Raw genomic sequence first — 23,385 nt, forward strand, 5'->3', positions numbered from 1 at the left:
TCTGACACGACAAGAGAAACGCCATGACTGATGAAAAACACGATGATCGCCCTGTTTACCAGGCAGCCTGCCATTGTGGAACGGTGCGTTTTTCACTTCGCTTGACCGATGGTGTGCGCACAGCGCGCCGGTGCAACTGCTCGCTCTGCCGTATGCGAGGAGCAGTGGTGGTATCAGTCAACCTGGGCGACATCACCATCATCCAAGGGCATGAGGCACTCACCCTTTATCAGTTCAACACACATGTTGCAAAGCACTACTTCTGCTCGAAATGCGGCATCTACACCTTCCACCAGCGCCGCTCCTCACCGGATCAATACGGGGTCAATGTTGCCTGTATCGAAGGCATGAGCCCATTTGATTTCCCGGAAGTCCCTGTCAGTGAAGGGCGGATTCATCCAAAAGACCGCGTAGGTGGAGGCTCAGTTACTGCTGGATGGCTGCGATATGAAAGCAACCATGATTGATTCCGATTCTACGTGGGCATCGCGCCGAGAGCTGGATGGATACCATACAGCCCAAGACCCGTTTCCAGTGTCGCCGTTAGCCATGGCATCAACGCTAACCTGATTCGCAAATGCATGAGCGGCGGGCCAGACATCATCATTGCGGCTGGCCCGCTGTTAAAGGCCCCTGATGGCCGTCTTCCTACGAAACGCATAGTCCTTTCCTACTCTTGGAAACTTGCGAAAACAGCCACTCGGGAATAAAGTCCTCCCGTCGCCGAAGCATCGGTGATGCGACCTTGGCCGGTCGGAATCGAAAGGCGCATCAGCGCCCAGTCTTAATCGCAGGCGCTTTTTTTGTGCCCGCGATGTCGTGTTATGGCGGTGGTGCGCGGGACACCTTCGGGTGTGCCGGGCTCCTTTCGTCCCGGTCGGCCAACCCGCGTACTGCTGCCACCTTAACTTGCTTGGCCGCGAGCGGTGGCAGTTCCATCACGAAAGGAACTCATGCATGACCACCGTAAATCCGCTAAAGATCCTCGTATCCGTTCTCCACCGTCGTACCTCGGCGGACCTCAACGATCTCACCTCCAGTCAATCTCGCTCTGTCTCTGCAACAAGGGAGGCACGCCATGACTGACCAAGAACGCCTATCCACCATCCAAAGCTACGCCTGGACCCTCGAACTGCTAGGCGAAGCCCTGGTCCAGCACGACGAAATGCTGGAGTGCGAACACAACCCACACCTGAGTTTTCGCAACACGGCCGGTATCCATCAGGCGATCCGGATCATCAGCCGTTTGGCCAGTGAGCAGTGTGGGAAGGTGATGGAGCAAAACGGCCAGGACCCTGTTGGTTAGGCAGGATCATTGATGAATAGCGGGCCAGATATCACCCTTGCGGCTGGCCCTCTGCTCAAGGTCGGTTGGTGGTTTATTCCTGTCGGGGTAGGGTTATGGGGCTGCTGCGCAGCCCATTGCAGGCAAGCCAGCTCCTACACCGACCGCGCAGCTCCTGGGTGATGTGTCGAACTTGTGGCAGTGGGGTGGTAGGGCGCAATTACCGACAGCGCAACATCAATCGAGCGCTCTGAACGAGATCCGCCGCTTCATACATGAAGCAACCCCAGCGCCCCGATCAAGGCGGGCGGCATCACCAGCGCCCCCAGGCGCAGGAAGTCCAAGGCACCGACGTGTTCGCCTTCACGGCGAACGGCAACCAGCCAGAGCAAAGTGGCCAGGGAGCCGGTAATCGACAGGTTCGGCCCGAGGTCGACGCCAATCAGCAGCGCCGCAGTGGTTTTCGCGGGTAAATCGACAATATGGCCAACGGAGCCTGCGATCAGGCCGGTCGGCAGATTGTTCATCAGGTTGCCGGCGATAGCCGCGACCACGCCGGCGCCCCAGCTCGCCTGGTGCTCGGAGCTGCGCGCCAGCGCGGCCAAGCCATGGGCCAGGTGCTCGATCACACCCGTCTGTGCCACCGCTTCCACCAGCACGAACAGGCCCGCGACCAACGGCAGTACGCCCCATGCCACACCTTTGAGCACCGGCATCGGGTTGCGCCGCTGGCGCAGGTGGATCAGCCCGGCCGTGGCGATGCCGGCGCAGAAGGTGGGCAAGCCGAGCTGCCGGTCCAGGGCGGAGGTCAGCAGCAACAGGGCGCCTGTCAGCACGATACCCAGCGCGCACAAGCGTGCACCGCTGGACAGCGGTTGCATGTCGATAGTCGTTGCCAGGGGCTGGCGTATCTGTTTGCGTTGGGCCAGCCGCAGCACCAGGTAGGTCAGGCCGATGGCCGCAAGCGACGGCAAGGTGAACTGCCGCAGCCAATCCAGCAACGGCGGCATCTGGCTGCCGAACACTACCAGGTTGGCCGGGTTGGAAATGGGCAGCACAAAGCTGGCGGCATTGGCGATGAAGGCACAGATGAACAGATAAGGCAGCGGCTCGGCCTTGGCCGCCCGGCATGCGGCGTACACCGCTGGGGTCAGCACCACCGCCGTGGCATCGTTGGAGAGGAACACCGTTACCAGTACCCCCACCAGGAATACCAGGTCGAACAGGCGCTGGCCGGAGCCCCGGGCATGCTGCACCGCGTACATGGCCAGCCAGTCGAACAGCCCTTCCTGGCGTGCCAGTTCGGCCAGCACCATCATACCGATCAGAAACAGGTAAACATCGCCACCCTCGGCGACAGCGCCGAGGGCCGTGGGTAGTGGCACCAGGCCAAACGCGGTCAGCAATACAGCGGCGCCGACTGCCCAGACATATTCCGGCACCCGCCAGGGGCGCAGGATTACCCCACCGGTCGCAACGGCGGCGACGGCCCAGATGAGCGAGGATGGATCAAATACAGGCATGCAGTTTACTCAGGTGAATGAATGAGTTGGCGCGGCTTGGCCGGGTGCCAGCCTTTGGTGGATGGCGTGCAGCACGCTATATCGTGTCAACGTTATTTGGCTGAGCTGGCAATTGTCGGCTTGGGTGTCCCTTCCTAAGGCCTGTCTGATAGGTGAGTAGCCCGATTGCAGCCACGATACCCAGAACGACAAAGGCTGTGCCATAGCCGAAATGTTGCGCGATCCAGCCGGCGAGTGCGTGGCTCATGGCCGCGCCTATTCCCTGTATCGTCATCACTGCACCAAGCCCGGCATTGATGTGCCCAGTGCCGCGCAGGATGGAAGCGACAAGCCCAGGCAAGGCGACACCCAGCAGGCCTGCCCCGATTCCATCAAGGGCCTGTACCGGAATCAGGGCCCACGGGGACTCCCAGCAACCGGCGATCAGCCCGCGCAAGGGCAAGGCCAGGAGGGCGGCAAGGATCAGTGCCCGATACCCGTGCCGAGAGGCATGCCGCCCGGCCCAAAGCGCCACGGGAATCATGACCAGCTGCGCCACGATGACGGTGGATGCCGTGAACACGCTGGGGTCGGCCAGCCCACGCGTGACAACCGACTGTGCCAGCAAGGGCAGCATCGCGGCATTGCCAAGGTGGAACAGCAGCATGGTGATCGCGAGCAGGCCCAGTTCGCGCGAGTGCGTCAAAACCCGCACCATGGAAGGCGAGGGGCTGCTACCTTGCGCAGGCTGGTTGCCAGTGAGGTCACCACCGCGGGCACGCTCATGATCGATGTCATGTGGATCGATCTTGCGCAAGCAGGCAAGAGCCGCGCACGCCATCAGGGCTATCAGGACGAATACGGCTGACAGCCCCCAGCGGTAGCCTGCCAGCCCGGCCAAGGCAGCCGCTACCACGTTGCCGGCATGGTTCCAGGCTTCGTTGATGCCGAGCTGCCGAGACAAGTCTTTCTGATCAACGATGCCCAAGGTGATACCCATGATGCCGGCGCCCATCAACGCACCCACAACACCCGTCACCACTTGAGAGGCGACGGCGACGCCGAACGTTGGCGCCGTCCATAGCGCTGCCGTGGCGAGAATGAGTGCAATGGCGCCGCTTGCCAGAAGCAGTCGCTTGTGGCGCGAGGCGTCGATCCATGCGCCCATCGGCGTGGTCGCCAACATGCCTGCGATGCCGCCGGCGGCCATCACGTAGCCAATGTCATCGGCTCGCCAGCCATGGCTGGCCAGAAACACACCGAGGAAGGGGCCCAGGCCGTCACGGACATCGGCCAGGAAGAAGTTGAGGCCGGACAGCCAGCGCCGTGAGCTGGCATGCGCCGGGGTTATGAAAGGTGTTGCCGGGTGCATAGCGGCATTCCCCTATGGCGCGCGGTCATAGAGCGGCTGCAGGGTGGATAACGTGGTGCCCATGCTGACCGCTTCCAAAGCGGTGCCAAATGCATTGCGCGTGCCCAGCCCGGATGCTGCGAACGGTGCGCCCGTCTGCACGGAAATACGCAGGCTCTCTGACGGGAAACGTACGATGCTGCCATCGCTCAGGATGACGCCGTTGGCCTCGCCCCGTGGGCCAGTCAGCACGGTCTCCACCTGGCCTTCCACCTGTTGGGGCTGCAGGCGCTGGGCGCGCAGGTGTGGCGGCAGGGCTCGGCCTTCGCCGACCGGTGGCGGCTGGTCGTACACAGTGCGCCCGCTGTCGGCGTGGATGATGGCGTCGGCTTTGACCGTGCCTCGCGTTTCCGCCCGCCCGATGATGCGGACGGCGTCCCCCACTTTGACCGTGGCTGTGAGCGCATCGGCCATGTGCGGTGGAAACTTTGCAATGGTCCCGTCGCTCAGGCGCAGCCCGTCGACCTCACCATAGGGATTGATGAGCATCCGTTGCACCTGGCCCTCCACCACGTACTGGCTCACCAGGCCAGGTGTTTCCACACCCTGATGCGGTGTTGGAGGCAGATGGGCGGCGGCGGGCGGCATGGCATGCGCGCTGAGGCTACCCAGGCCAATTGCCAGTGCAAGAGATGTGGCGATGAAATACCTGGACATTGGAGAAGCTCTTTTGGGTTGGGAACACCCAACCTGTAGCGCAAGCACCATGCCAGATAAAAATATTAATTAAATCAAACAGTTATGATTGATAGGAGTGATGCGCCGTCCGATTCCGTGACGCTAAGGTGTCACGGAATCGGACACCCCCTTTGCGGGCGAAGGGGTTAGTCCAGATCGAACTCGGCCAGCTTGCGGTAGAGCTGCTGGCGGGACAGACCGAGGCGCCGCGCCGCCTCTGCGCGGTTGCCCGCCGTCGCAGCCAGGGCGCGCACGATCATTTCGCGCTCCAGCTGGGCAACGGCCTGTGCCATTGGGCCTTCCCAGTCAATGTCCAGGCCCGGGGTGGGCGCCGCCGCCGTCTGCAACCCGATGTGTTCGGCCTCGATGACCGGGCCGTGGCTGAGGATGGCCGCGCGCTCCATGGCATTGCGCAGTTCGCGCACGTTGCCCGGCCAGGAATGGGCCAGCAGCAGCCGGGCTGCCGCCGCGCTCAACCGCTTGGGCGAGTCGCCGCCCAGCAGGCGTAGAAAGTGTTCGGCCAGCAGCAGCACGTCGCCCAGGCGCTCACGCAGCGGCGGTAGCCACAGGGGTACTACCTGCAGGCGGTACCACAGGTCTTCCCGGAAGCGCCCTTCCTTGACTGCGCTGGGCAGGTCTCGGTGGGTGGCCACGATGATGCGCACGTTCACCGGCTGGGCACGATTGGCGCCCACTGGGGTGATTTCGCGTTCCTGCAGCACCCGCAGGATCTTCGCCTGCGTGGCCAGCGGCATATCGCCTATTTCGTCGAGGAACAGGGTGCCGCCATCGGCCTCGCGAAAGCGCCCGGTGCGTTCAGTGATGGCACCGGTGAACGCGCCTTTGACATGACCGAACAGCTCGCTTTCCATCAGTTCGGCCGGGATCGCCGCGCAGTTGACGGCGACGAAGGGGCCGGTGGCTCGCCCGCTGTTGCGATGCAAGGCACGCGCGACCAGTTCCTTGCCTGTGCCCGTCTCGCCCAGGATCAACGCAGTGGCATCGGAGTTCGCGGCCAGCCCGATACGCTTGAAGACCTGGCGCATGGCCTCGCTGCTGCTGACCAGTTCGGTGCCATCCACGGGCTCTTTTGCGGCAGGTGATGCCCCGGCCGCCTGGGGGTTGTCTGGGGTGTTGGCTGCCCGTCGCAGGGCCCGTTCGAGCGTCTCGATCAGGGCGGCCCTGGTCACGGGCTTGGTCAGGTGGTCGAACGCGCCCAGGCTCATCGCCTCGATGGTGTTGCCGCCACTCGCATAGGCGGTGAGCATGATGCAAGGCACCGGCGAGATGCGCGCCGCGCGGCGCAGGAACACCAGGCCATCCTCGCCCGGCAGCCGCAGATCGACGATGGCCGCATCCACGTCCTCGGTGCGCAGCCTGTGCAGGCCTGCATCGGTGGTTTCAGCCTGCAGCACCGTATACCCCAGGTCTTGCAGCATTTCTGCAAGGCTGTCGCGGAATGCGGCGTCATCGTCGACGATCAGGATTCGGGCCACGGTAGCTCCATCTCTATGCGCGTTCCTTTGGCCGACTCGGCGAGACCGACCCGCCCGCCGTGACCCTGCACGATCTCGCGCACCAGCGCCAGCCCCAGGCCGGTACCTCCAGCGCGGTTGGTGGAGAACGGTTCGAACAGTGTATCGCGCAGGTCATGCGGAATGCCGGAACCATCGTCCGCCACCCACAACAGCAATGTGCCGCGGTGCGTGCGATGTGCACCGAGCTCGATTTCACCGCGTTCTTCCGTGTGCGCCAGCGCATTGAGCAGCAGGTTGTCAAAGACCCGCGCCATTTGTGTCGGGTCGAACAGCGCAACTTGCTTCGCGCTAGCGGTCAGCTCCGGTTCAACGGCCAGTGTTATTCGTACGCCTTTCTTTTGCGCTGCTTCGGCGTGGGCATTACGCCGCTCCTCCAGCCATTCCTGCAGGTCAACTGCCTGGCGCTCGGCGCGGAAAGGTTGGGTCAATGCCAACAGGCTCGACACCAGCGTCTCCAGCCGTGCCGTTTGCGAAAGTACAGCCTCCAGGGCACCAACCACACGTGCTTCGCGCCGGTCAGCCGGGGCAGCCATCGCGTTTTCCACCTTCATGCGCATCGTGCCCAAAGGGTTGCGGATCTCGTGTGCAAGCCCGGCGGAAACGCGCCCCAGCGTGGCCAGGCGCTCGGACTGGGCCAGTTGCTTTCGCAAATGCGCCGACTGGCGCTGCCAACGCGAAATCATCCAGCCCAGCCATGCCCCGGAGACAACGACCAGCGCCAGCAGCAGGCTTACCGCGAGTATCAAGGTATTGACTGTTTCTGTGGCCAACAGCGGAACGCGCATCAGGGTCCAGGCGATCAGCTGCCGGTCATAGGCCTGAACGGGGCAGGCGGCGAAAGCCACGGCTTCGCGTAAGCCCGGTCGCACATCCGCCACCAGGCCTGCAGAATCCTGCGCACGCTGGGCCGTGGAGGCAATGCGCTGCAACTCAGCGCTCGGCGGGTCGCGTTTGATTCCCGTGCCGTCGTAGGTTGGGAAGGCGTAGGCCACCACACCCGCATCCGCTCGCCAGAAGCCGCCCTCCATGCCCGGCTGATCGCGCAGTGCCAAATCCAGCACTGCCTGTGCGGCAGCGGGGGGCATGAGATCGGGGTGGTCTTGTGCAGGCGGGAGCTGCTGGCGAACCCGTGCCGCACCCGCCTGGAGCGCCTGGCAACTGGTCGAGGTGAGTTGGCGCGCCTGCGCAATCTGAGGGCCGGCGCCTTGGCGGCTGATTATCAGCAGCAGCCATCCCAGCACAAGCGCAACTGCGGCAATGGAAAGCCACAGAATCAGCAGATCACGGCGAACGGAGGGTTGCAGTGACAGGTCAGGTTTCCTTTGATGTGGGGCAGCGCTGGTCAGTCGGTGGGCGTTCTGCTGGCAACCTTGCCAGATGGAAAATCGCCGTGCAAGGACAGGGTCGGTTGAATTGGCAGTGACTCTGTGGGCGCTTGGCGGTGAACCAGTACTTTGTGGCCATTGGCGATGCGCGGCAGGTGAGCTTGTCCAGTACCTTCGAGTTCTAGGCCAGCCTGCACCGGCCTCTTCGCGGCTAAAGCCGCTCCCACAGGTACTGCGCTGCACTCGAAGGTGGCGCGGTCCTTGTGGGAGCGGCTTTAGCCGCGAATACCGGCGCAGCCGGTGCCAGGCAACGCGTTGGATTCTTCGCGGTTAAAGCCGCTCCCACAGGTACTGCACTGCACTCGAAGGTGGCGCGGTCCTTGTGGGAGCGGCTTTAGCCGCGAATACCGCGCAGCCGGTGCCAGGCAACGCGTTGGATTCTTCGCGGTTAAAGCCGCTCCCACGGGGTACGCGTACCGCTTCCATTTGCCTTTGTGTGGTCTTTTCGCCTCAGCAGGCGATACTTCTCTGTATTGCAGGCGTGTTCCTGGTGGCGCGCGCCGCTGGGAGGTGTCGTGTGAACAAACTGACAATCGTGGGTGCCGGCATGGTCGGCGAGGCGGCAGCGCAGATCATCGCTCGGGAAGAGTTGTGCCGTGAGCTGGTGTTGATGGATGTGCAGGGCGAGATGGCGCAAGGCAAAGCGCTGGATGTGTGGCAGGCGGCAGTCGAGTCGGGTTCCGATACCCGGGTTCACGGCGGGGCCAAGGCTGAAATGCTGGACGGCTCTGAACTGGTGGTCATCACCGCAGGCGTGCCGCGCAAGCCGGGGCAGTCACGTCAGGATGTACTGAGTATCAACCTGCCAATCCTCGACGGCATCATGGCCGACATCAAGCTGCATGCACCAACTGCGACGGTGCTGGTGGTGTCGAACCCGGTCGATGTGCTCACCTATCGCGCCTGGAGCCTCAGCGGGCTGGGGCGCACCAAGGTGTTCGGCCAGGCGGGGGTGCTGGATACCGCACGCATGAAGTGTTTCATCGCCGAGCAGACCGGGTTCTCTGCCCGGGATATCACGGCGCTGGTCCTGGGCGGGCATGGCGACAGCATGGTGCCGCTGATGCGCTACTGCCAGATCGGTTCGGTGCCGTTGTCGCACTTCCTGTCCAGTGAGCAGATCGAGCAGATCGTCGAGCGCACCCGCAAGGGTGGTGGCGAGATCCTGGGGCTGAAGAAGCTGGGCAGCGCCTGCGATGCGCCGGGCGTGGCGATTGCGCAGATGGTCGATGCGATCGCCAACGGGCGAAACCGCATCTTGCCGGCGGTGGCGATCCTGGAAGGCGAGTACGGGCGCACGGATATTGCCATGGGTGTGCCCTGCGTACTGGCAGAGGAGGGGCTGGCGCGGGTGATCGAGTTGCCGCTGGATGCGCAGGAGCAGGCGATGTTTGACCAATCGGCTGATCAGGTGGCGCGGGATATTGCTGAAATGAAGGCGCTGTAACGCTGTGGGAGTGGCTTTAGCCGCGAAGAATCCAACGCGGTGCATGGCACCGGCTGCGCTGGTGTTCGCGGCTAAAGCCGCTCCCACAGTGTCCCTGCTAATTCAATGAGTTTACGTGCAATTCAATAAGGGGGGGCTGCCAACCCAGCCTGGCCCCTAGCGCTGGTAAGCCTTGCCAAAATGCCGCTCCAGCCGCGCCTGCACCAGCTCGAGCAGGATCGACAGCACCCAGTAAATCACCGCCGCCGTGGTCAGCATCTCCAGGTATCGATAGCTCGACCGCCCGTACGACTGCGCCAGGAACATCACCTCCCATACCCCCATCACCGATATCAGCGATGAATCCTTCAGCATCGAGATGAACTGGTTGGCCGTAGGCGGAATGATCACCCGCATGGCCTGGGGCAGGACGATATGCCAGAAGATCTGCGGCGTGCGCATGCCCAGCGCCAGTGCCGCTTCACGTTGCCCGCGCGCGACGCCGAGGATGCCAGCGCGGAAGATTTCGCTCAGGTAGGCCCCGTAGTTCAGCGACAAGGCGATGATGCCGGCGCTGATGGCGCCCGGTACCAGGCCCAGCTGTGGCAGCCCCAGGTAGATCAGCAGAATCTGGATCAGCAGGGGTGTGCCGCGGAAGAACGAGGTGTAGAAGCTGGCGATACCCACCAGCACCGCGCTGTTCGACAACCGCGCCAGCGCGGCGGCGAAGCCGAACAGCACCGACACCACCATCGAGCACAGGCAAAGGAACAGGGTCAGTGCCGCGCCTTGCAGAAAGCCGTTGGGCCCCAGCTTGAACCCGGCGAGGTTCGGAAACTTCTCCAGGATGATCGAGAACTTCAGATCGAAACTGAGGAAAAACGCAACGAACAGGCCAAACAGCGCCAGCCAGGTCAGCAGCAGCCGGGTGCGAAAACCGAACAGGCCGGCACCCGTGGGCTTGACCACGGGCTTGGGGGAGGAGGGGAAGGTGCTCATTTGCTGATATCGGCGCCAATCCATTTCTGCGACAGCTTGGCCAGGGTGCCGTCAGCCTTCAACTCGGCAAACACCTGGCGCACCTTGGCATCCCACTCGGGGTCGCCTTTCTCGATGGCCACCGAGTTCGGCTCTTCATACAGCGGGGCACCTGCCAGCTTGAAGCGCTTGTCCTGGTCCAGACGCGGCTGCGCGGTCACCAGGTTGGTGAGGATGGCGTCCAGGCGTACGCCGGCACCCAGGCCAAGGTTCTGGAAGGCGACGTTGTCGGTGTCGTAGGGCGCGATCTGCACGAAATCGAAGGGGTATTCGAGCTTCTTGTCTTCGTCGCCTTCGATCACCAGGTTCTTGTTCAGGTAGCTCTCGTAGCTCGATGCACTGGTCAGGCCTACCTTGCGGCCTTCCAGGTCCTTGGCGCCATGGATGCGCTCATCCTTGGCGTTGACCACGATCACCGCAGGCGATGCGTAGTACTCCACCGGGAAGTCGAACACTTCGGCGCGGGCCTTGCTCGGGGTCATCGAGCAGATGCAGATGTCGTAGCGGCCGCTCCAGCGGCCTGCGGCGATCACGTCCCACGAAGGGGTTTCCAGGCGCAGCTTGACGCCGAGCTTGTCCGCCACGGCCTTGGCCACATCCACGTCGAAACCGTCCAGCTGGTTTTGGTCATTGAGGAAGGAAAACGGTGGGTAGCTTTCCATCAGGACGTTGACTAGTTCCTTGCGCGATTCAACCCGCTCCAGCGTGGCACCGGCAAAGGCCTGGGAAGCAGTTGCGAGCAGCACGAGGCCCGCACCGAGCACAGTAGAAAATCGCATGGACATACCTGAAATGTTGGCCAATTATAGGAAGCGGTATTTAATAGTTATAAATGTCACCTACATAATGAATTTTATTCATAAGCACCTTTAGAGTAGTTATATGAAACAGCGAGCGATGGTAATTCTCGACGGTGGCATGGGCCGTGAGCTGCAGCGCAGTGGGGCGCCGTTTCGTCAGCCCGAGTGGTCGGCGCTGGCGCTGAGCGAGGCGCCGGAAGCGGTGGTTGGTGTGCACGCAGCGTTTATCGCTGCCGGTGCCCAGGTCATTACCAGCAACAGCTATGCGGTGGTGCCGTTCCACATCGGCGAAGAGCGTTTTGCAAAGGAAGGCCGACAACTGGCCAATATCGCAGGCCAGCTGGCGCGGCATGCCGCCGATACCGCAGCACACCCGGTCAAGGTGGCGGGCTCGCTGCCGCCGCTGTTCGGCTCCTATCGCCCGGACCTGTTCCAGCCCGAGCGCGTCGAGGAGGTGCTGGCCCCGTTGCTGCAGGGCCTGGCCCCGCATGTTGACTTGTGGCTGGCCGAAACCCAGAGCTCGGTTGCCGAGGTGCGAGCCATTCACAGCCAATTGCCGGCAGACGGCAGGCCGTTCTGGGTGTCGTTCACCCTGCAGGACGAAGAGGTCGACGAGGTGCCACGCCTGCGCTCCGGCGAGCCAGTGGCCGATGCCATCGAAGCCGTGGTCGGCCTGGGCGCGGCGGCCGTGCTGTTCAACTGCAGCCAGCCCGAGGTCATTGGCGCTGCACTGGATGTAGCGCGCTCGGTAATCGAGCGACACAACGCTGACATCGCCATCGGCGCCTATGCCAACGCCTTCCCGCCACAGCCGAAGGAAGCCACCGCCAACGACGGCCTGGATGAGCTGCGCGAAGACCTTGACCCGCCGGGTTACCTGGCATGGGCCAACGATTGGCGTGAACGGGGTGCCAGCATGATCGGTGGCTGCTGTGGCATTGGCCCGGAGCATATCGCCGAGCTGAAACGCAACCTGGCGTAAAGCCTTGAAGGGGCAGGGCGGCTTCCGCACCCGCTCGGCCCCAGCCATTAAAAAAAACGTTACTCAGACCCGGATTCCATCGTTTTTCAGTCCCCCCGCCATGCCCCTATAGTCCGCTGAAAGCCGATGCCGAATCGGTGTACACAACTCAGCGGTGCGGGAACCGGATATGAACAAGAACGAGAAATTCGAGGGCAATGCAGCGGCCGGTATCGGTACGCGTGTGGTGTGGAGCGGGGAGCAGGTTCAGCATCCGTACAACGCTACCCAGACCCCGATCGTGGTCAGTGCCGCCTACGGCTACAACGACATCGATGCCTGGTACGACGTGGCGCAGGGCAAGCTGCCCGGCTACATCTACAGCCGCATGAGCAACCCGACAGTCGCTACCCTGGAAGCCAAGCTCTGCGAGCTGGAACAGTCCGAGTCGGCGGTGGCATTCAGCAGCGGCATGGCTGCCATCAGTGCCGTGCTGCATACCTTCCTCTCAAGCGGCAAGCGTGTGGTATCGACCCGCGACAGTTACGGCGGTACCAACAAGATCTTCGAAGAGTTCCTGCCGCGCATGGGCGTGCAGGTCTGCCTGTGTGACACCCTCGACACCGAAGCGCTGGAGCGCGAGATCGCCGCGGGTTGCGACCTGCTGTATCTGGAAACCCCTACCAACCCCACCCTCAAGGTACTGGACATCCAGCGCCTGAGCGCTGCCGCCCGGAAGGCTGGCGCCGTGGTGGTGGCCGACAACACCTTCGCCACCCCGCTGAACCAGAACCCGCTGGCCTTGGGCGTGGATGTGGTGGTGCACAGTGCCACCAAATTCCTGTCCGGGCACGGTGATGTACTGGGCGGGGTGGTGTGCGGTGCCGAGTCGTTGATGGCCCAGGTGCGCCACTACCGCGAGATCAACGGTGCGGCGCTGGACCCGTTTTCCGCCTACCTGATCATCCGCGGTATCAAGACCCTGGCCCTGCGCCTGCGTCAGCAACAGACCAGTGCCCAGGCCCTGGCGCATTACCTGACTACCGAACCGCTGGTCGAAGCGGTCAACTACCCGGGGTTGCCCCAGCACCCGGGCCATGAGATTGCCAAAGCGCAGATGCGTGGCTTCGGCGCCATTGTCAGCTTCGTGCTCAAAGGTGGCATGCCCACCGTAGCGCGGCTGCTGCCGCGCCTGAAGTACGCCCATCGGGCGGGCAACCTGGGCGCGGTAGAAACCATCTACGGCCCGGCGCGTACCACCAGCCATGTGGAAAACACCCTCGAAGAACGGCTGGCCCTGGGCATTTCCGAAGGACTGGTGCGCATTTCGGTGGGCATCGAGGACACCGAGGACCTGCTGGCAGACCTGGCACAGGCCTGTGCATCGGTGCGCCAGGAGTTGGCCGCAGCAAAGGAATTGCACGGTGACGAAGACACCTGCCTGGCCGAAGTACAGGCCTGAGGCAAGCGTGTAGCACCCGCTCCTTGCGGTGGGTGCCACTTCATGAAGTCGAACAAAAACAATATGCAAGGCAATTCGCTTCGCTCTGCCAAGACGAGGTCGTTGCAACGTCCTTGCCCGCCAACTTTCATGAGTAAACCACAATGTCCCTGCAGACAACGACAACGAGAAATGCTTCGGCGCATAGCTTCAAGCAGGATATGCAAACCCGCCATATCGTCATGCTGGCGCTGGGCGGTGTCATCGGTACCGGCCTGTTCCTGACGTCGGGCTACACCGTCAACCAGGCGGGCCCGCTGGGGGCGGTCATCGCCTATATCCTCGGCGCGATCATGGTCTACCTGGTGATGATGTGCCTGGGCGAACTGGCGGTACACATGCCGGAAGTCGGCTCGTTCAGCAGTTACGCCACGCGCTACCTCGGGCCGGGTACAGGCTACATGGTGGCCTGGATGTACTGGCTGACCTGGACCGTGGCCATCGGCTCGGAATTCACCGCCGCCGGTATCCTGATGGTGCGCTGGTTCCCCGATACGCCGGTGTGGATATGGAGTGCGCTGTTCGGGTTTGCGGTGTTCATCAGCAATATCATTTCGGTGCGGTCGTTTGCCGAAACCGAATTCTGGTTGTCACTGATCAAGGTGCTGGCGGTGATTGCCTTCCTGGTGGTGGGCGGCGGCGCGATCCTGGGCGTTTTCGAAATTACCCAGGCGCACAGTGTCGGGCTGGGCAACTTCACCCGCGAGGGGCTGTTCCCTACGGGCTTCTGGTCGATCGCCATGACCCTGCTGGCGGTGGCCTTCGCGTTCTCGGGTACCGAGTTGATCGGCATCGCCGCCGGCGAAACCCGCGACCCGGAAAAGAACGTACCCAAGGCCATCCGTACCACGGTCCTGCGCCTGGCGCTGTTCTTCGTCGGCACCATCTTCGTATTGGCTACCTTGTTGCCACGTGAACAGGCAGGGTTGGTTGAAAGCCCGTTCGTGATGGTGTTTGCCATGATCGGTATCCCCTATGCCGCAGACATCATGAACTTCGTCATCATCACTGCGTTGCTGTCGGCAGCCAATTCCGGGCTCTATGCTGCGGCGCGCATGCTGTGGACCCTCAGCGACCAAGGCAACATGCCCCGCCGGTACGCGGCGCTGTCGCGTCGTGGCACGCCGTTCAATGCCATCGTCCTGAGCATGGCCGGTGGCATGGCATCGCTGCTGAGCAGTGTGTTTGCCCCCGACACCATCTACCTGGCGCTGGTGTCCATTTCCGGGTTGGCGGTGGTGGTGGTGTGGATCAGCATCGCGGCCAGCCAGATGGCATTCCGTCGCCATTACATCGCCAATGGCGGCAAGCTCGAAGACCTCAAGTTCCGCGTGCGCGGCTACCCGTTCGTGCCGCTGGCGGCCATCTTCTGCTGCGTGCTGGCCTGCGTCGGCATTGCCTTCGACCCGGCCCAGCGCGTGGCCCTGTACTTTGGTCTTCCATTTATCGCCTGGTGTTACCTGGCCTACTGGCTGACCCGCAAGTACCGCGACCGTCGCCCGCTGCAACCGGAAGCCTTGGCAACAGGTTCCGAGGCCGCCAGAGCAGGGTGATACTAGGGCACCGGAACGTTGCCACGAGAAACCGCCGATGACCCAGAAAACCCTGCCCCCCTTGAACTGGCTCAGAGCCTTCGAAGTGTCGGCGCGTTACCTGAACTTCACCCATGCAGCCGAGGAACTGCACCTCACCCAAGGGGCCGTGAGCCAGCAGATCCGCCACCTGGAGAGCCAGTTGGGGGTGGCGCTGTTCAAGCGCCTGCCCCGGGGGCTGGGGTTGACCGAAGAAGGCCAGTCCTACCTGCCGGTGGTGCAGGATGCGATAAGCCGCCTGGCGGTAGGCACCAATGAAATTTTCGGGCAACGCCAGCGTCGGCCCCTGAAAGTGCGCGGCAGCCTGTCGTTCCTGCATTTCTGGCTGGCGCCCCGCCTGGCCGATTTTCGCCGTTCGCACCCACAGGTGGACATCCGCTACATCAGTAACCTGTGGGTCAAGGAACTGGATGCAGAGGATGACCTGGAAATCCGCTGGGGCAGCGGCCAGTGGGCTGGCGTGGAGGCGCAGCGCCTGACCCGCGACCTGCTGGTGCCAGTCTGCTCGCCTGCGCTGATTGCCGGCTCCCCGCTACGCGAGCCGCGCGACCTTGCCCGCGTCCCTTTGCTGCACGTGCTGGGTTACGAGGAGGGGTGGGGTTACTGGCTGGAGCGGGTAGGCGCCGATCAGGTCGATTCTTCCAGCGGCCTGCAGTTCGACACTTTGGTGGCGACCTTGCGCATGGCGGAACTGGGGCTTGGGGTGGCACTGGCGCGCTCGTCGCTGGTCGAGGACTTGCTGCAGGAGGGGCGGCTGGTGGCGCCTTTTGCGCAGCGCATCGAGGCGAGCGAGTCGTTTTACCTGGTACGTGGCCTGGGTGAGGCGTTGTCCACGGATGCCCAAGCCTTCAGCCACTGGTTGGTGGCGATGGCCCACCGTTAATCAAATATTTACCTGGAGCACCGATGCAGTACACATCCACGCGCGGCAACGAGACACGGGTTGATTTCCGCACGGCGCTGCTTTCCGGGCTGGCCGACGATGGCGGGCTTTACGTGCCGACTGCGGTGCCGACGTTCAGCCAGCAGGATATTGCCAGCTGGTCGTGGTTGCCGTTCGACGAACTGGCCTGGCGGGTAATGGCGCCGTTTGTCGGCGACACGCTCGATGAGCCGACCCTGAGGGCGCTGGTAAGCGACAGCTACCGCGGCTTCAAGCACCGTGGCATCGCACCGTTGCAGCAGATTGGCCATAACGAATGGATCCTGCAGCTGTTTCACGGGCCTACCCGTTCCTCCAAGGATTTCGCCGCGCAGTTGCAGGCGCGGCTCATTCGCCATTTCCTGGGGCCCGATTGCGAACGGGTCATGCTGGTCGGTGCCAGCAACGGCGATACGGCGGTGGCCGCTATCGAAGCCTTGCGGCATTGCCCTACGGCACGCTTGCTGGCGCTTTACCCCAGTGCCGGGACACCGGCCGACCGGGCGGCGGTGATGCGCAGTGCCGCTTCCGAAAGCGTGAGCTGCGTGGCCGTGGACGGCAGCTTCGATGACTGCCAGTCACTGGTGTCGACGCTGCTGCGTGCATGGCCGTGCCCCGGGCTGATTCCCGTGAGCTTCAACTCGACCAACTGGGTCGGCGTGCTGGCGCAGATCGTGTTCTATTTCCACGCGGCGCTTCAGCTGGGTGGTGGGATTCGGCCGGTGGGTTTCAGCATCCCCACGGCCAGTTTTGCCGAGATCTACGCGGGGTTCATTGCCCAGAAAATGGGCCTGCCAATCAACCAGATCATTGTTTCCACCAACCGCAACGATGCCTTGCACCGGTTCATCCACTGCAATCGCTACAGCCGTGGTTCCACCAGCCAGACCTTGTCGCCGGTCATGGACTTTTCGCTGTTCTCCAACCTGGAACGTTTCGTCTGGGAGCTGTATGACCGCGATGGTGGGGCGACCCGGGCACTGATGGAGCATTTCGAGGATTGTGGCGAGTTGAGCATCGGCAACCGCCAGTGGCTGCACGCGCGCATGCTGTTCGACTCCTACGCCGTGGATGACGCGCTGATTCGCGAAGAAATCGTCACGCTGTTCCAGGAAACCGGCTGCGCAGTAGACCCACACGCTGCCACCGGGGCATTCGCCGGGCGCCTGCACCGGCGCAACATTGGTGCGCCGATCGTCACGCTGGGGCAGTTTGCCCCGGAAAAGTCTGCCGGGTTGCTGGCGGAGCTTGGGGCCTGGCATGGCGAGGTGCCGGCCTGTGGTGTTGGCAGCGCGGGCAGTGGGCCGCTGCTGGCGCCAGAGGACCTGGCGGGGGTTCATGAGATATTGGCCCGGTTGCAGGCAGGACGATGAAGCGCATCCTCGACCCCCTGGACGAGCGAATTCTCGCCGAACTCACCGCCAATGCACGCATTGCCCATGCCGAACTGGGGCTCAAGGTGAACCTGTCGCGTAATGCGGTACGCCAGCGCATCGAGCGCCTGGAGCGTGACGGGGCCATCCAGGGCTATACCCTGCGTATCGGTGAGGGGCGACGACCGACCTCGCTGATCAACGCGGTCATCTTCGTCTACCGCTACGACCGCATGCGCGGAGAGGCTGTGCTCGATGCGTTGCGCCAGATCCCCGAGGTGATCCAGTGTGAAGTGCTCAGCGGCGAATTCGACCTGCTGCTGCGCGTCGAGGCTTCCAGCCCGGAACGGGTGCACCATGTATGGAAGGAGATTGCCGCCATGCCAGGGGTCGAGAACACCGTGACATCGTTCGTCCTGGCCTCGGTGATCTGAGACGCGCGTTTGCCTTTTGGCAACCATTGCTACAACAACGCCGCCCGGGTTTGCGCCCTGGCGGCGTTTTGCATTCCGGCGGCGCTCAGGCGTGCATCGGCTACTGGTCAGATTGGCCAGTAAATACAGCGGATTGCCATATTCAACTGGCATTGCACGGCTCTTACGCTTGTCCCCATCGACCAACCGTCTGGAAAGGACAGCGAACCATGACCGAATACAAAATTGCACTTGTTGGCTTTGGCGGTGTGAACCGTGCCCTGGCCCAACTGATCGCCGAACGCAATGCGCGCTGGCAGCAAGAGCTGGGCTTTGGCCTGAAGATCGTTGGCGTCACCGACCTGTTCCTGGGGTCGGCAATCGACCGCAACGGCCTGGATGCGGCCACGCTGGCTGCTCTGCCTGCTCAGAAGGGGGCGCTGGCGCAGATCCCGCAAGGTTCGGCTGAAGCGTTCAACGAATCGGTGATCAAGCAGTCTGGCGCCGACATCATCGCCGAGGCCACATTCACCAACCCCAAGGACGGTGAACCGGCGGCAACCTTCTGCCGTTGGGCGCTGGAAGCTGGCAAGCACGTGGTCACTACCAACAAGGGGCCGATCGCATTGCATGCTGCGGCGCTGAAGGCCCTGGCCAAGGCCAATGGTGTGTCGTTCGAGTACGAAGGCGCGGTCATGAGTGGTACGCCGGTGCTGCGCATGGCGCGCCAGACGTTGGCCGGCGCAGGCCTGGTGGGGTTCGAGGGCATCCTCAACGGCACCTCCAACTATGTGCTGACGCGTATGGAAGAGGGGCTCGGTTTTGCCGATGCAGTGGCCCAGGCGCAAGCACTTGGCTATGCCGAGGCGGACCCGAGCGCCGATGTGGAGGGGTATGACGTACGCCTGAAAGTGGTGATCCTTGCCAACGAGCTGCTCGGCGCTTGCTTGCAGGTGAGTGATGTGACCTGCAGCGGGATCAGCAGCCTCGATAGCGCTGCTATCCAGCAAGCGCAGGCGGCGGGCCAGCGCTGGAAACTGATCGGCAGTGCCAGCCGTGAAACCGATGGTTCGGTGCGTGCCAGCGTCGAAGCGCGCCTGTTGCCCGGCAACCACCCTCTGGCGGGTATTTCCGGTGCCACCAATGCGGTTGCGTTCAACACCGAATTGCTGGGCGCTGTAACCGTGTCCGGCCCGGGTGCGGGGCGTGTCGAAACGGCATTCGCCCTGTTGTCGGATATCGTCGCCATCCACACTGCTGGCCGCTCGGCCTGAGGAGCAACCTTCATGAGCCTGACTTCCGTGTCCCGGGTAGCCGTCCAGCAACCCGCCTTGATCGATGTCTACAGCCCGTTCGACGGTAACCTGGTCGGCAGCGTCGCCAACCTTGCTGCCGATGCCGTGCCAGGTCTGCTCGTGCGTGCTCGGCAGGGCGTGCACGAAAGTGCTGCGCTGCCTCGGCACCGTCGCGCGAGCATCCTGGAGCAGGCGGCCCGGCTGATAGAGCGCGATGCAGCCGATTTTGCCGGCCTGATTGTCGACGAAGCGGGCAAGACCCTGCGTCAGGCCGAGAAGGAGGTGAAACGCTGCATCAACACGCTCAAGCTGTCTGCCGAGGAAGCGCGGCGCAATGCCGGCGAGGTGGTGCCGTTCGATGCCTACGAAGGCTCCGAATCGCGTCAGGGCTGGTTCACACGCGAGCCGCTGGGGCTGATCCTGGCCATCACGCCGTACAACGACCCGCTCAACCTGGTGGCGCACAAGTTGGGGCCAGCGATTGCCGGGGGCAATGCGGTCATTCTCAAACCCTCGGAGCTGGCCCCGCTTTCTGCCTTGAAGCTGGTGCAGTACCTGGTCGACGCGGGGCTGCCAGAGGCCGTCGTCACCGTGGCCACTGGCGGTGCCGAACTGGGCAAGGCCCTGGTGGCTGTGCGTGAAGTGCGGATGATTTCCTTCACAGGCGGCTTCGCCACGGGCGAACAGATTGCCCGGGGGGCGGGCCTGAAAAAACTGGCCATGGACCTGGGTGGCAACGCCCCGGTGCTGGTACTGAAGGACTGCGACCTCGAGGCCACTGTCGAGTCTTGTGTGTCAGGCGCATTCTGGGCGGCCGGGCAGAACTGCATCGGCACCCAGCGCATCCTGGTGGACGCTTCGATCTATGAGGCGTTCCGCCAGCGCTTCGTTGCCTTGACCCAGGCGATGGTGGTGGGTGATCCTGGCCTGCGCGAAACCGACATGGGGCCGATGATCACCGAAGGCTCGGCCCGGCAGATTGAAGAGCGCGTGAACCAGGCCCTTCAAGGCGGCGCTCGCCTGCTCTGTGGCCACAAGCGCCAGGGGGCGACCTATTCGCCGACGGTGCTGGAGGGTGTTGACCACGCCAGCCGGCTGTGGCGTGAAGAGGTATTCGCACCGGTGGTGATGCTGGCGCCTTTCGAGGATATCGAGCAGGCGATTGCATTGGCCAACGCCCCGGAGTACAGCTTGCACGCCGGTGTGTTTACCCGCGATCTGTCCTTGGCATTGAGCCTGGCGCGGCGTATCGAGGCGGGTGGCGTGATGATCAACGACTCGTCCGACTACCGCTTCGATGCCATGCCATTCGGTGGCTCCAAATATGGGAGCCTTGGGCGCGAGGGGGTGCGGTTCGCCTACGAGGACATGACCCAGCCCAAAGTCGTCTGCCTCAACCAGATGGGCTAATAGGAGGAATCTTGATGATCGAACGGTATGGACAAGGCGAACGGATGTCGCTGGCGGTGAGCTACAGGGGCCTGTTCGAAACGGCTGGCGTGGTCGCGGACGACCTGCAGCAGGATGTGCAGGGGCAGTTGCGCCAGGCGTTGAGTACGATCGATGGGCTGATGGCTGAGGCCAACGTCGGCAAGGAACATTTGACCCGGGTTCAGTTATGGATTGCCGACTACAGCCACTTCGACCTGGTCAATGAGGTGTACGACGCCTGGTTGCAGGGTTGTCCGAAACCAGTACGGGCTTGCGTAGGCGCAGACTTGGGAGAGGGTTACCTGGTCGAGGTACAGGTGTTTGCCGTGTGCCCTGAGCGCTCCTGACCCAAAGCGTCTGACGCCCCGGGTCAGCGCACAAACCGGGGTATCGCCTTTACGTAGACCAGTTCGCCTAGCAGTTCCACCAATGTCTGCGTAATCACAGCTGCCGCCGCCAAACCGCGCATGTCTTCCGGCAACGCCAGCGCCAGCGGCAGCACTACCAGCGAATTGCGCGTGGCGGCGCTGAAGGTTACCGAGCGTGCCTCGGTCACCGGCAAGCGCAGCAAGCGCGCCGCAACGAACCCGAGCACTGGCGCCAGCAGCATGAAGCCGATGTACACCGGAATCACCGGCAGCAAGCGGTCGAAATCACGCAGCACCACGGCAATCTGCGAGGCGATCACTACCACCAGCACCAAGGCCATGGCCGGTACCGGCATCCACGCCCAGGCATCGTTCCAGGCCGAGACCGTGCGCGAGCGACGGGCGCCGGCGCTGGTGAGTACGGCGAGGACCATCGGCAGCACGATCAGTAGCACGAAGGCTTCCACGAACGGGGTGATGGAAATGGCCACGCTGCTGTTGTCACCCAGCATCAGGGCCAGGTAGAGCGGCAGCATTGCCAGTTGTACCAACAGCAGCACAGGGGTGGCGGCCAGGGTCAGGCGGGAGTCGCCTTTGCCGATGTGGGTGAAAACCACCACGTAATCGATGCACGGTGTCAGCAACACCAGCAGCGCACCGATGAGGATCGCCGGGCGCTCGACCAGCCCGCGGGTGATGGCCCATCCCAGTAGCGGCACGAGGACGAAGTTGGCCAGCAGCAGGGCGGAAGTGAAACGGCGGTTGCCCAGACCCTGGCGCAAGTCGAGGAAGGGGATCTGCAGGAACATCGCGTACATCAGCACGGCGATGGCGGGGGTGACCAGCGCCTCCAGGAGCTGTGCAGTGTCGCTGGTCAGCAGGCCGAACGTGACGGCGGCGAGCACGGCGACGAAATAGATCGGGACCTGGTGGGTTTCAAGTTGCTCTCTGGTCAAGGTAGGGCCTGTGCTTGAAGGGAGGAACGCAATCATAGCCTGTGGGAGCGGGCGTGCCCGCGAATACCGGCGCAGGCCGGTGCCATCCACCGAGTCGTCTTCTTCGCGGGCACGCCCGCTTCCACAGGATTCGCCACCTGACAGGAAAAAGCCCGGCACTAGGCCGGGCTTTTTCCTGTCAGGCAATCGCCAATCAGTTGCCGTAAACCGGCAGCTTCTTGCAGATGGCCTTGACCTTCTCACGCACGGCGTCGATCACCGCTTCGTTGTTCAGGTCAGCCAGGATGTCGCAGATCCAGCCAGCCAGCTCGCGGCACTCGGCTTCCTTGAAACCACGGGTGGTAACGGCTGGGGTGCCGAAACGCAGGCCCGAGGTGACGAACGGGGAACGTGGGTCGTTCGGTACCGAGTTCTTGTTGACGGTAATGAAGGCTTTGCCCAGGGCGGCGTCAGCGTCCTTGCCGGAGATTTCCTGCTTGATCAGCGACAGCAGGAACAGGTGGTTCTGGGTGCCACCGGAAACCACGTCGAAACCACGCTCGATGAACACGCTGGCCATGGCCTGGGCGTTCTTCACGACCTGCTGCTGGTAAGCCTTGAACTCAGGCTGCAGGGCTTCCTTGAAGCAGATGGCCTTGGCAGCGATGACGTGCTCCAGCGGGCCACCCTGGGCGCCAGGGAAGACGGCGGAGTTCAGCTTCTTCTCGATCTCTTCGTTCTTGCGAGCGAGGATCAGGCCGCCGCGCGGGCCGCGCAGGGTCTTGTGGGTGGTGGTGGTGACCACGTCGGCGAACGGAACAGGGTTCGGGTACACGCCAGCGGCAACCAGGCCGGCAACGTGGGCCATGTCGACGAACAGGTAGGCACCGACCTTGTCGGCGATGGCGCGGAAGCGGGCGAAGTCCAGCACCTGCGAGTAGGCCGAGAAGCCGGCAACGATCATCTTCGGCTTGTGCTCGACAGCCAGGCGCTCGACTTCGTCATAGTCGATCAGGCCGTTGCTGTCGATGCCGTACTGGATGGCGTTGTACAGCTTGCCCGAGGAGCTTACCGAAGCACCGTGGGTCAGGTGGCCACCGTGGGCCAGGCTCATGCCCAGGATGGTGTCACCGGCCGACAGCAGGGCCAGGTAGACGGCGGCGTTGGCCTGGGAGCCGGCGTGCGGCTGGACGTTGGCGTAGTCGGCGCCGAACAGTTCCTTGGCACGGTCGATGGCCAGCTGCTCGACGACGTCGACGTACTCGCAACCACCGTAGTAGCGCTTGCCTGGGTAGCCTTCGGCGTACTTGTTGGTCAGGACCGAGCCCTGGGCCTCCATGACTGCCGGGCTGGTGTAGTTTTCCGAAGCGATCAGCTCGATATGCTCTTCCTGGCGCAGAGCTTCTTGCTGCATGGCTTCGAAGAGCTCGGCGTCGTACTTGGCAATGGTCAAATCACGGCTGAACATGGCGGTCCTCAAGGATCGGGGTGAATTGGGGGGGCATTCTAACCGATTGATCCGCGGCTGGCA

The 23,385-nt window shown here is 63.1% G+C and carries 21 protein-coding genes; 12 read left to right on the forward strand and 9 right to left on the reverse strand.

Annotated features, from left to right (window positions below; translation table 11 throughout):
• Positions 1–23: 23 nt before the first annotated feature.
• Both QN085_RS03465 and QN085_RS03470 read left to right on the forward strand, forming a co-directional pair.
• Positions 24–467, forward strand: a complete 444-nt coding sequence (locus QN085_RS03465) for a GFA family protein (RefSeq protein WP_080963520.1) — start codon at positions 24–26, stop codon at positions 465–467.
• A 611-nt stretch (positions 468–1,078) separates the two neighbouring features.
• A complete protein-coding gene (locus tag QN085_RS03470) occupies positions 1,079–1,306 on the forward strand; it encodes a hypothetical protein (RefSeq protein ID WP_023663250.1) in 228 nt (75 codons plus the stop codon).
• Between the two features lie 248 nt (positions 1,307–1,554).
• On the opposite strand, the gene QN085_RS03475 is transcribed toward QN085_RS03470, so the two are convergent.
• The 5 genes from QN085_RS03475 to QN085_RS03495 form a co-directional block, all read right to left on the reverse strand.
• Positions 1,555–2,808, reverse strand: coding sequence for an arsenic transporter (locus QN085_RS03475; protein ID WP_023663251.1), 1,254 nt, complete (start codon positions 2,806–2,808; stop codon positions 1,555–1,557).
• A gap of 76 nt (positions 2,809–2,884) precedes the next feature.
• The gene (locus QN085_RS03480; protein WP_082041866.1) at positions 2,885–4,159 is read right to left on the reverse strand and encodes an MFS transporter; all 1,275 of its coding nucleotides are present in this window, start codon (positions 4,157–4,159) and stop codon (positions 2,885–2,887) included.
• A 12-nt stretch (positions 4,160–4,171) separates the two neighbouring features.
• Positions 4,172–4,855, reverse strand: coding sequence for a hypothetical protein (locus tag QN085_RS03485; protein WP_013970793.1), 684 nt, complete (start codon positions 4,853–4,855; stop codon positions 4,172–4,174).
• Between the two features lie 167 nt (positions 4,856–5,022).
• Complete coding sequence (locus QN085_RS03490; protein ID WP_041506272.1) at positions 5,023–6,372, reverse strand: sigma-54-dependent transcriptional regulator; 1,350 nt, start codon at positions 6,370–6,372, stop codon at positions 5,023–5,025.
• A complete protein-coding gene (locus QN085_RS03495; RefSeq protein WP_230491489.1) occupies positions 6,357–7,655 on the reverse strand; it encodes a sensor histidine kinase in 1,299 nt (432 codons plus the stop codon). The genes QN085_RS03490 and QN085_RS03495 overlap by 16 nt, the downstream gene beginning before the upstream one ends.
• Before the next feature lie 661 nt (positions 7,656–8,316).
• Here QN085_RS03495 and QN085_RS03500 point away from each other — a divergent pair.
• Positions 8,317–9,246, forward strand: a complete 930-nt coding sequence (locus tag QN085_RS03500; protein ID WP_023663598.1) for a malate dehydrogenase — start codon at positions 8,317–8,319, stop codon at positions 9,244–9,246.
• A 156-nt stretch (positions 9,247–9,402) separates the two neighbouring features.
• Here the strand turns inward: QN085_RS03500 and QN085_RS03505 are convergent, their stop codons facing one another.
• Positions 9,403–10,224 (reverse strand): amino acid ABC transporter permease, encoded by an 822-nt coding sequence (locus QN085_RS03505; RefSeq protein ID WP_013970798.1) that lies wholly within the window; start codon positions 10,222–10,224, stop codon positions 9,403–9,405.
• Positions 10,221–11,042 (reverse strand): ABC transporter substrate-binding protein, encoded by an 822-nt coding sequence (locus tag QN085_RS03510; RefSeq protein ID WP_285689564.1) that lies wholly within the window; start codon positions 11,040–11,042, stop codon positions 10,221–10,223. The genes QN085_RS03505 and QN085_RS03510 overlap by 4 nt, the downstream gene beginning before the upstream one ends.
• Before the next feature lie 118 nt (positions 11,043–11,160).
• Here QN085_RS03510 and QN085_RS03515 point away from each other — a divergent pair, with 118 nt between their 5' ends.
• From QN085_RS03515 to QN085_RS03555, 9 genes are all read left to right on the forward strand, one after another.
• Positions 11,161–12,045 (forward strand): homocysteine S-methyltransferase family protein, encoded by an 885-nt coding sequence (locus QN085_RS03515; protein ID WP_031325950.1) that lies wholly within the window; start codon positions 11,161–11,163, stop codon positions 12,043–12,045.
• Between the two features lie 169 nt (positions 12,046–12,214).
• Entirely contained in the window at positions 12,215–13,486 is a 1,272-nt protein-coding gene (locus QN085_RS03520) for a cystathionine gamma-synthase family protein (RefSeq protein ID WP_023663595.1), read from the forward strand.
• A gap of 143 nt (positions 13,487–13,629) precedes the next feature.
• The gene (locus QN085_RS03525) at positions 13,630–15,078 is read left to right on the forward strand and encodes an amino acid permease (protein ID WP_013970802.1); all 1,449 of its coding nucleotides are present in this window, start codon (positions 13,630–13,632) and stop codon (positions 15,076–15,078) included.
• A 37-nt stretch (positions 15,079–15,115) separates the two neighbouring features.
• On the forward strand, positions 15,116–16,000 hold the full coding sequence (locus QN085_RS03530; protein WP_013970803.1) for a LysR substrate-binding domain-containing protein: 885 nt from the start codon (positions 15,116–15,118) through the stop codon (positions 15,998–16,000).
• A 23-nt stretch (positions 16,001–16,023) separates the two neighbouring features.
• A complete protein-coding gene (locus QN085_RS03535; RefSeq protein WP_013970804.1) occupies positions 16,024–17,412 on the forward strand; it encodes a threonine synthase in 1,389 nt (462 codons plus the stop codon).
• The gene (locus QN085_RS03540; protein ID WP_013970805.1) at positions 17,409–17,846 is read left to right on the forward strand and encodes an Lrp/AsnC family transcriptional regulator; all 438 of its coding nucleotides are present in this window, start codon (positions 17,409–17,411) and stop codon (positions 17,844–17,846) included. The genes QN085_RS03535 and QN085_RS03540 overlap by 4 nt, the downstream gene beginning before the upstream one ends.
• A gap of 209 nt (positions 17,847–18,055) precedes the next feature.
• Positions 18,056–19,099, forward strand: a complete 1,044-nt coding sequence (locus QN085_RS03545) for a homoserine dehydrogenase (RefSeq protein WP_013970806.1) — start codon at positions 18,056–18,058, stop codon at positions 19,097–19,099.
• Between the two features lie 12 nt (positions 19,100–19,111).
• Positions 19,112–20,530 (forward strand): aldehyde dehydrogenase family protein, encoded by a 1,419-nt coding sequence (locus QN085_RS03550; protein WP_013970807.1) that lies wholly within the window; start codon positions 19,112–19,114, stop codon positions 20,528–20,530.
• A 44-nt stretch (positions 20,531–20,574) separates the two neighbouring features.
• Positions 20,575–20,898 carry a RidA family protein gene (locus tag QN085_RS03555; protein WP_049866930.1) on the forward strand — a complete coding sequence of 108 codons (324 nt, stop codon included), beginning with the start codon at positions 20,575–20,577 and terminating at the stop codon, positions 20,896–20,898.
• Positions 20,899–20,921: 23 nt separating this feature from the next.
• On the opposite strand, the gene QN085_RS03560 is transcribed toward QN085_RS03555, so the two are convergent.
• Together QN085_RS03560 and glyA are read right to left on the reverse strand one after the other, a co-directional pair.
• Complete coding sequence (locus tag QN085_RS03560; protein WP_023663594.1) at positions 20,922–21,875, reverse strand: arsenic resistance protein; 954 nt, start codon at positions 21,873–21,875, stop codon at positions 20,922–20,924.
• A gap of 193 nt (positions 21,876–22,068) precedes the next feature.
• Positions 22,069–23,322: a serine hydroxymethyltransferase gene (glyA, locus tag QN085_RS03565; RefSeq protein ID WP_003256308.1), complete on the reverse strand. Its 1,254-nt coding sequence runs from the start codon at positions 23,320–23,322 to the stop codon at positions 22,069–22,071.
• Positions 23,323–23,385 lie beyond the last annotated feature (63 nt).

Source organism: Pseudomonas sp. M2(2023) (assembly GCF_030263955.1).
GTDB lineage: Bacteria > Pseudomonadota > Gammaproteobacteria > Pseudomonadales > Pseudomonadaceae > Aquipseudomonas > Aquipseudomonas asiatica.

What these genes read in the sequence shown, in the direction of transcription:
- QN085_RS03465 (WP_080963520.1), top strand. Translation starts at nt 24, where the DNA reads ATGACTGATGAAAAACACGATGATCGCCCTGTTTACCAGGCAGCCTGC.
- QN085_RS03470 (WP_023663250.1), top strand. Translation starts at nt 1,079, where the DNA reads ATGACTGACCAAGAACGCCTATCCACCATCCAAAGCTACGCCTGGACC.
- QN085_RS03475 (WP_023663251.1), bottom strand. Translation starts at nt 2,808, where the DNA reads ATGCCTGTATTTGATCCATCCTCGCTCATCTGGGCCGTCGCCGCCGTT.
- QN085_RS03480 (WP_082041866.1), bottom strand. Translation starts at nt 4,159, where the DNA reads ATGCACCCGGCAACACCTTTCATAACCCCGGCGCATGCCAGCTCACGG.
- QN085_RS03485 (WP_013970793.1), bottom strand. Translation starts at nt 4,855, where the DNA reads ATGTCCAGGTATTTCATCGCCACATCTCTTGCACTGGCAATTGGCCTG.
- QN085_RS03505 (WP_013970798.1), bottom strand. Translation starts at nt 10,224, where the DNA reads ATGAGCACCTTCCCCTCCTCCCCCAAGCCCGTGGTCAAGCCCACGGGT.
- QN085_RS03510 (WP_285689564.1), bottom strand. Translation starts at nt 11,042, where the DNA reads ATGCGATTTTCTACTGTGCTCGGTGCGGGCCTCGTGCTGCTCGCAACT.
- QN085_RS03515 (WP_031325950.1), top strand. Translation starts at nt 11,161, where the DNA reads ATGGTAATTCTCGACGGTGGCATGGGCCGTGAGCTGCAGCGCAGTGGG.
- QN085_RS03520 (WP_023663595.1), top strand. Translation starts at nt 12,215, where the DNA reads ATGAACAAGAACGAGAAATTCGAGGGCAATGCAGCGGCCGGTATCGGT.
- QN085_RS03525 (WP_013970802.1), top strand. Translation starts at nt 13,630, where the DNA reads ATGTCCCTGCAGACAACGACAACGAGAAATGCTTCGGCGCATAGCTTC.
- QN085_RS03530 (WP_013970803.1), top strand. Translation starts at nt 15,116, where the DNA reads ATGACCCAGAAAACCCTGCCCCCCTTGAACTGGCTCAGAGCCTTCGAA.
- QN085_RS03535 (WP_013970804.1), top strand. Translation starts at nt 16,024, where the DNA reads ATGCAGTACACATCCACGCGCGGCAACGAGACACGGGTTGATTTCCGC.
- QN085_RS03540 (WP_013970805.1), top strand. Translation starts at nt 17,409, where the DNA reads ATGAAGCGCATCCTCGACCCCCTGGACGAGCGAATTCTCGCCGAACTC.
- QN085_RS03545 (WP_013970806.1), top strand. Translation starts at nt 18,056, where the DNA reads ATGACCGAATACAAAATTGCACTTGTTGGCTTTGGCGGTGTGAACCGT.
- QN085_RS03550 (WP_013970807.1), top strand. Translation starts at nt 19,112, where the DNA reads ATGAGCCTGACTTCCGTGTCCCGGGTAGCCGTCCAGCAACCCGCCTTG.
- QN085_RS03555 (WP_049866930.1), top strand. Translation starts at nt 20,575, where the DNA reads ATGTCGCTGGCGGTGAGCTACAGGGGCCTGTTCGAAACGGCTGGCGTG.
- glyA (WP_003256308.1), bottom strand. Translation starts at nt 23,322, where the DNA reads ATGTTCAGCCGTGATTTGACCATTGCCAAGTACGACGCCGAGCTCTTC.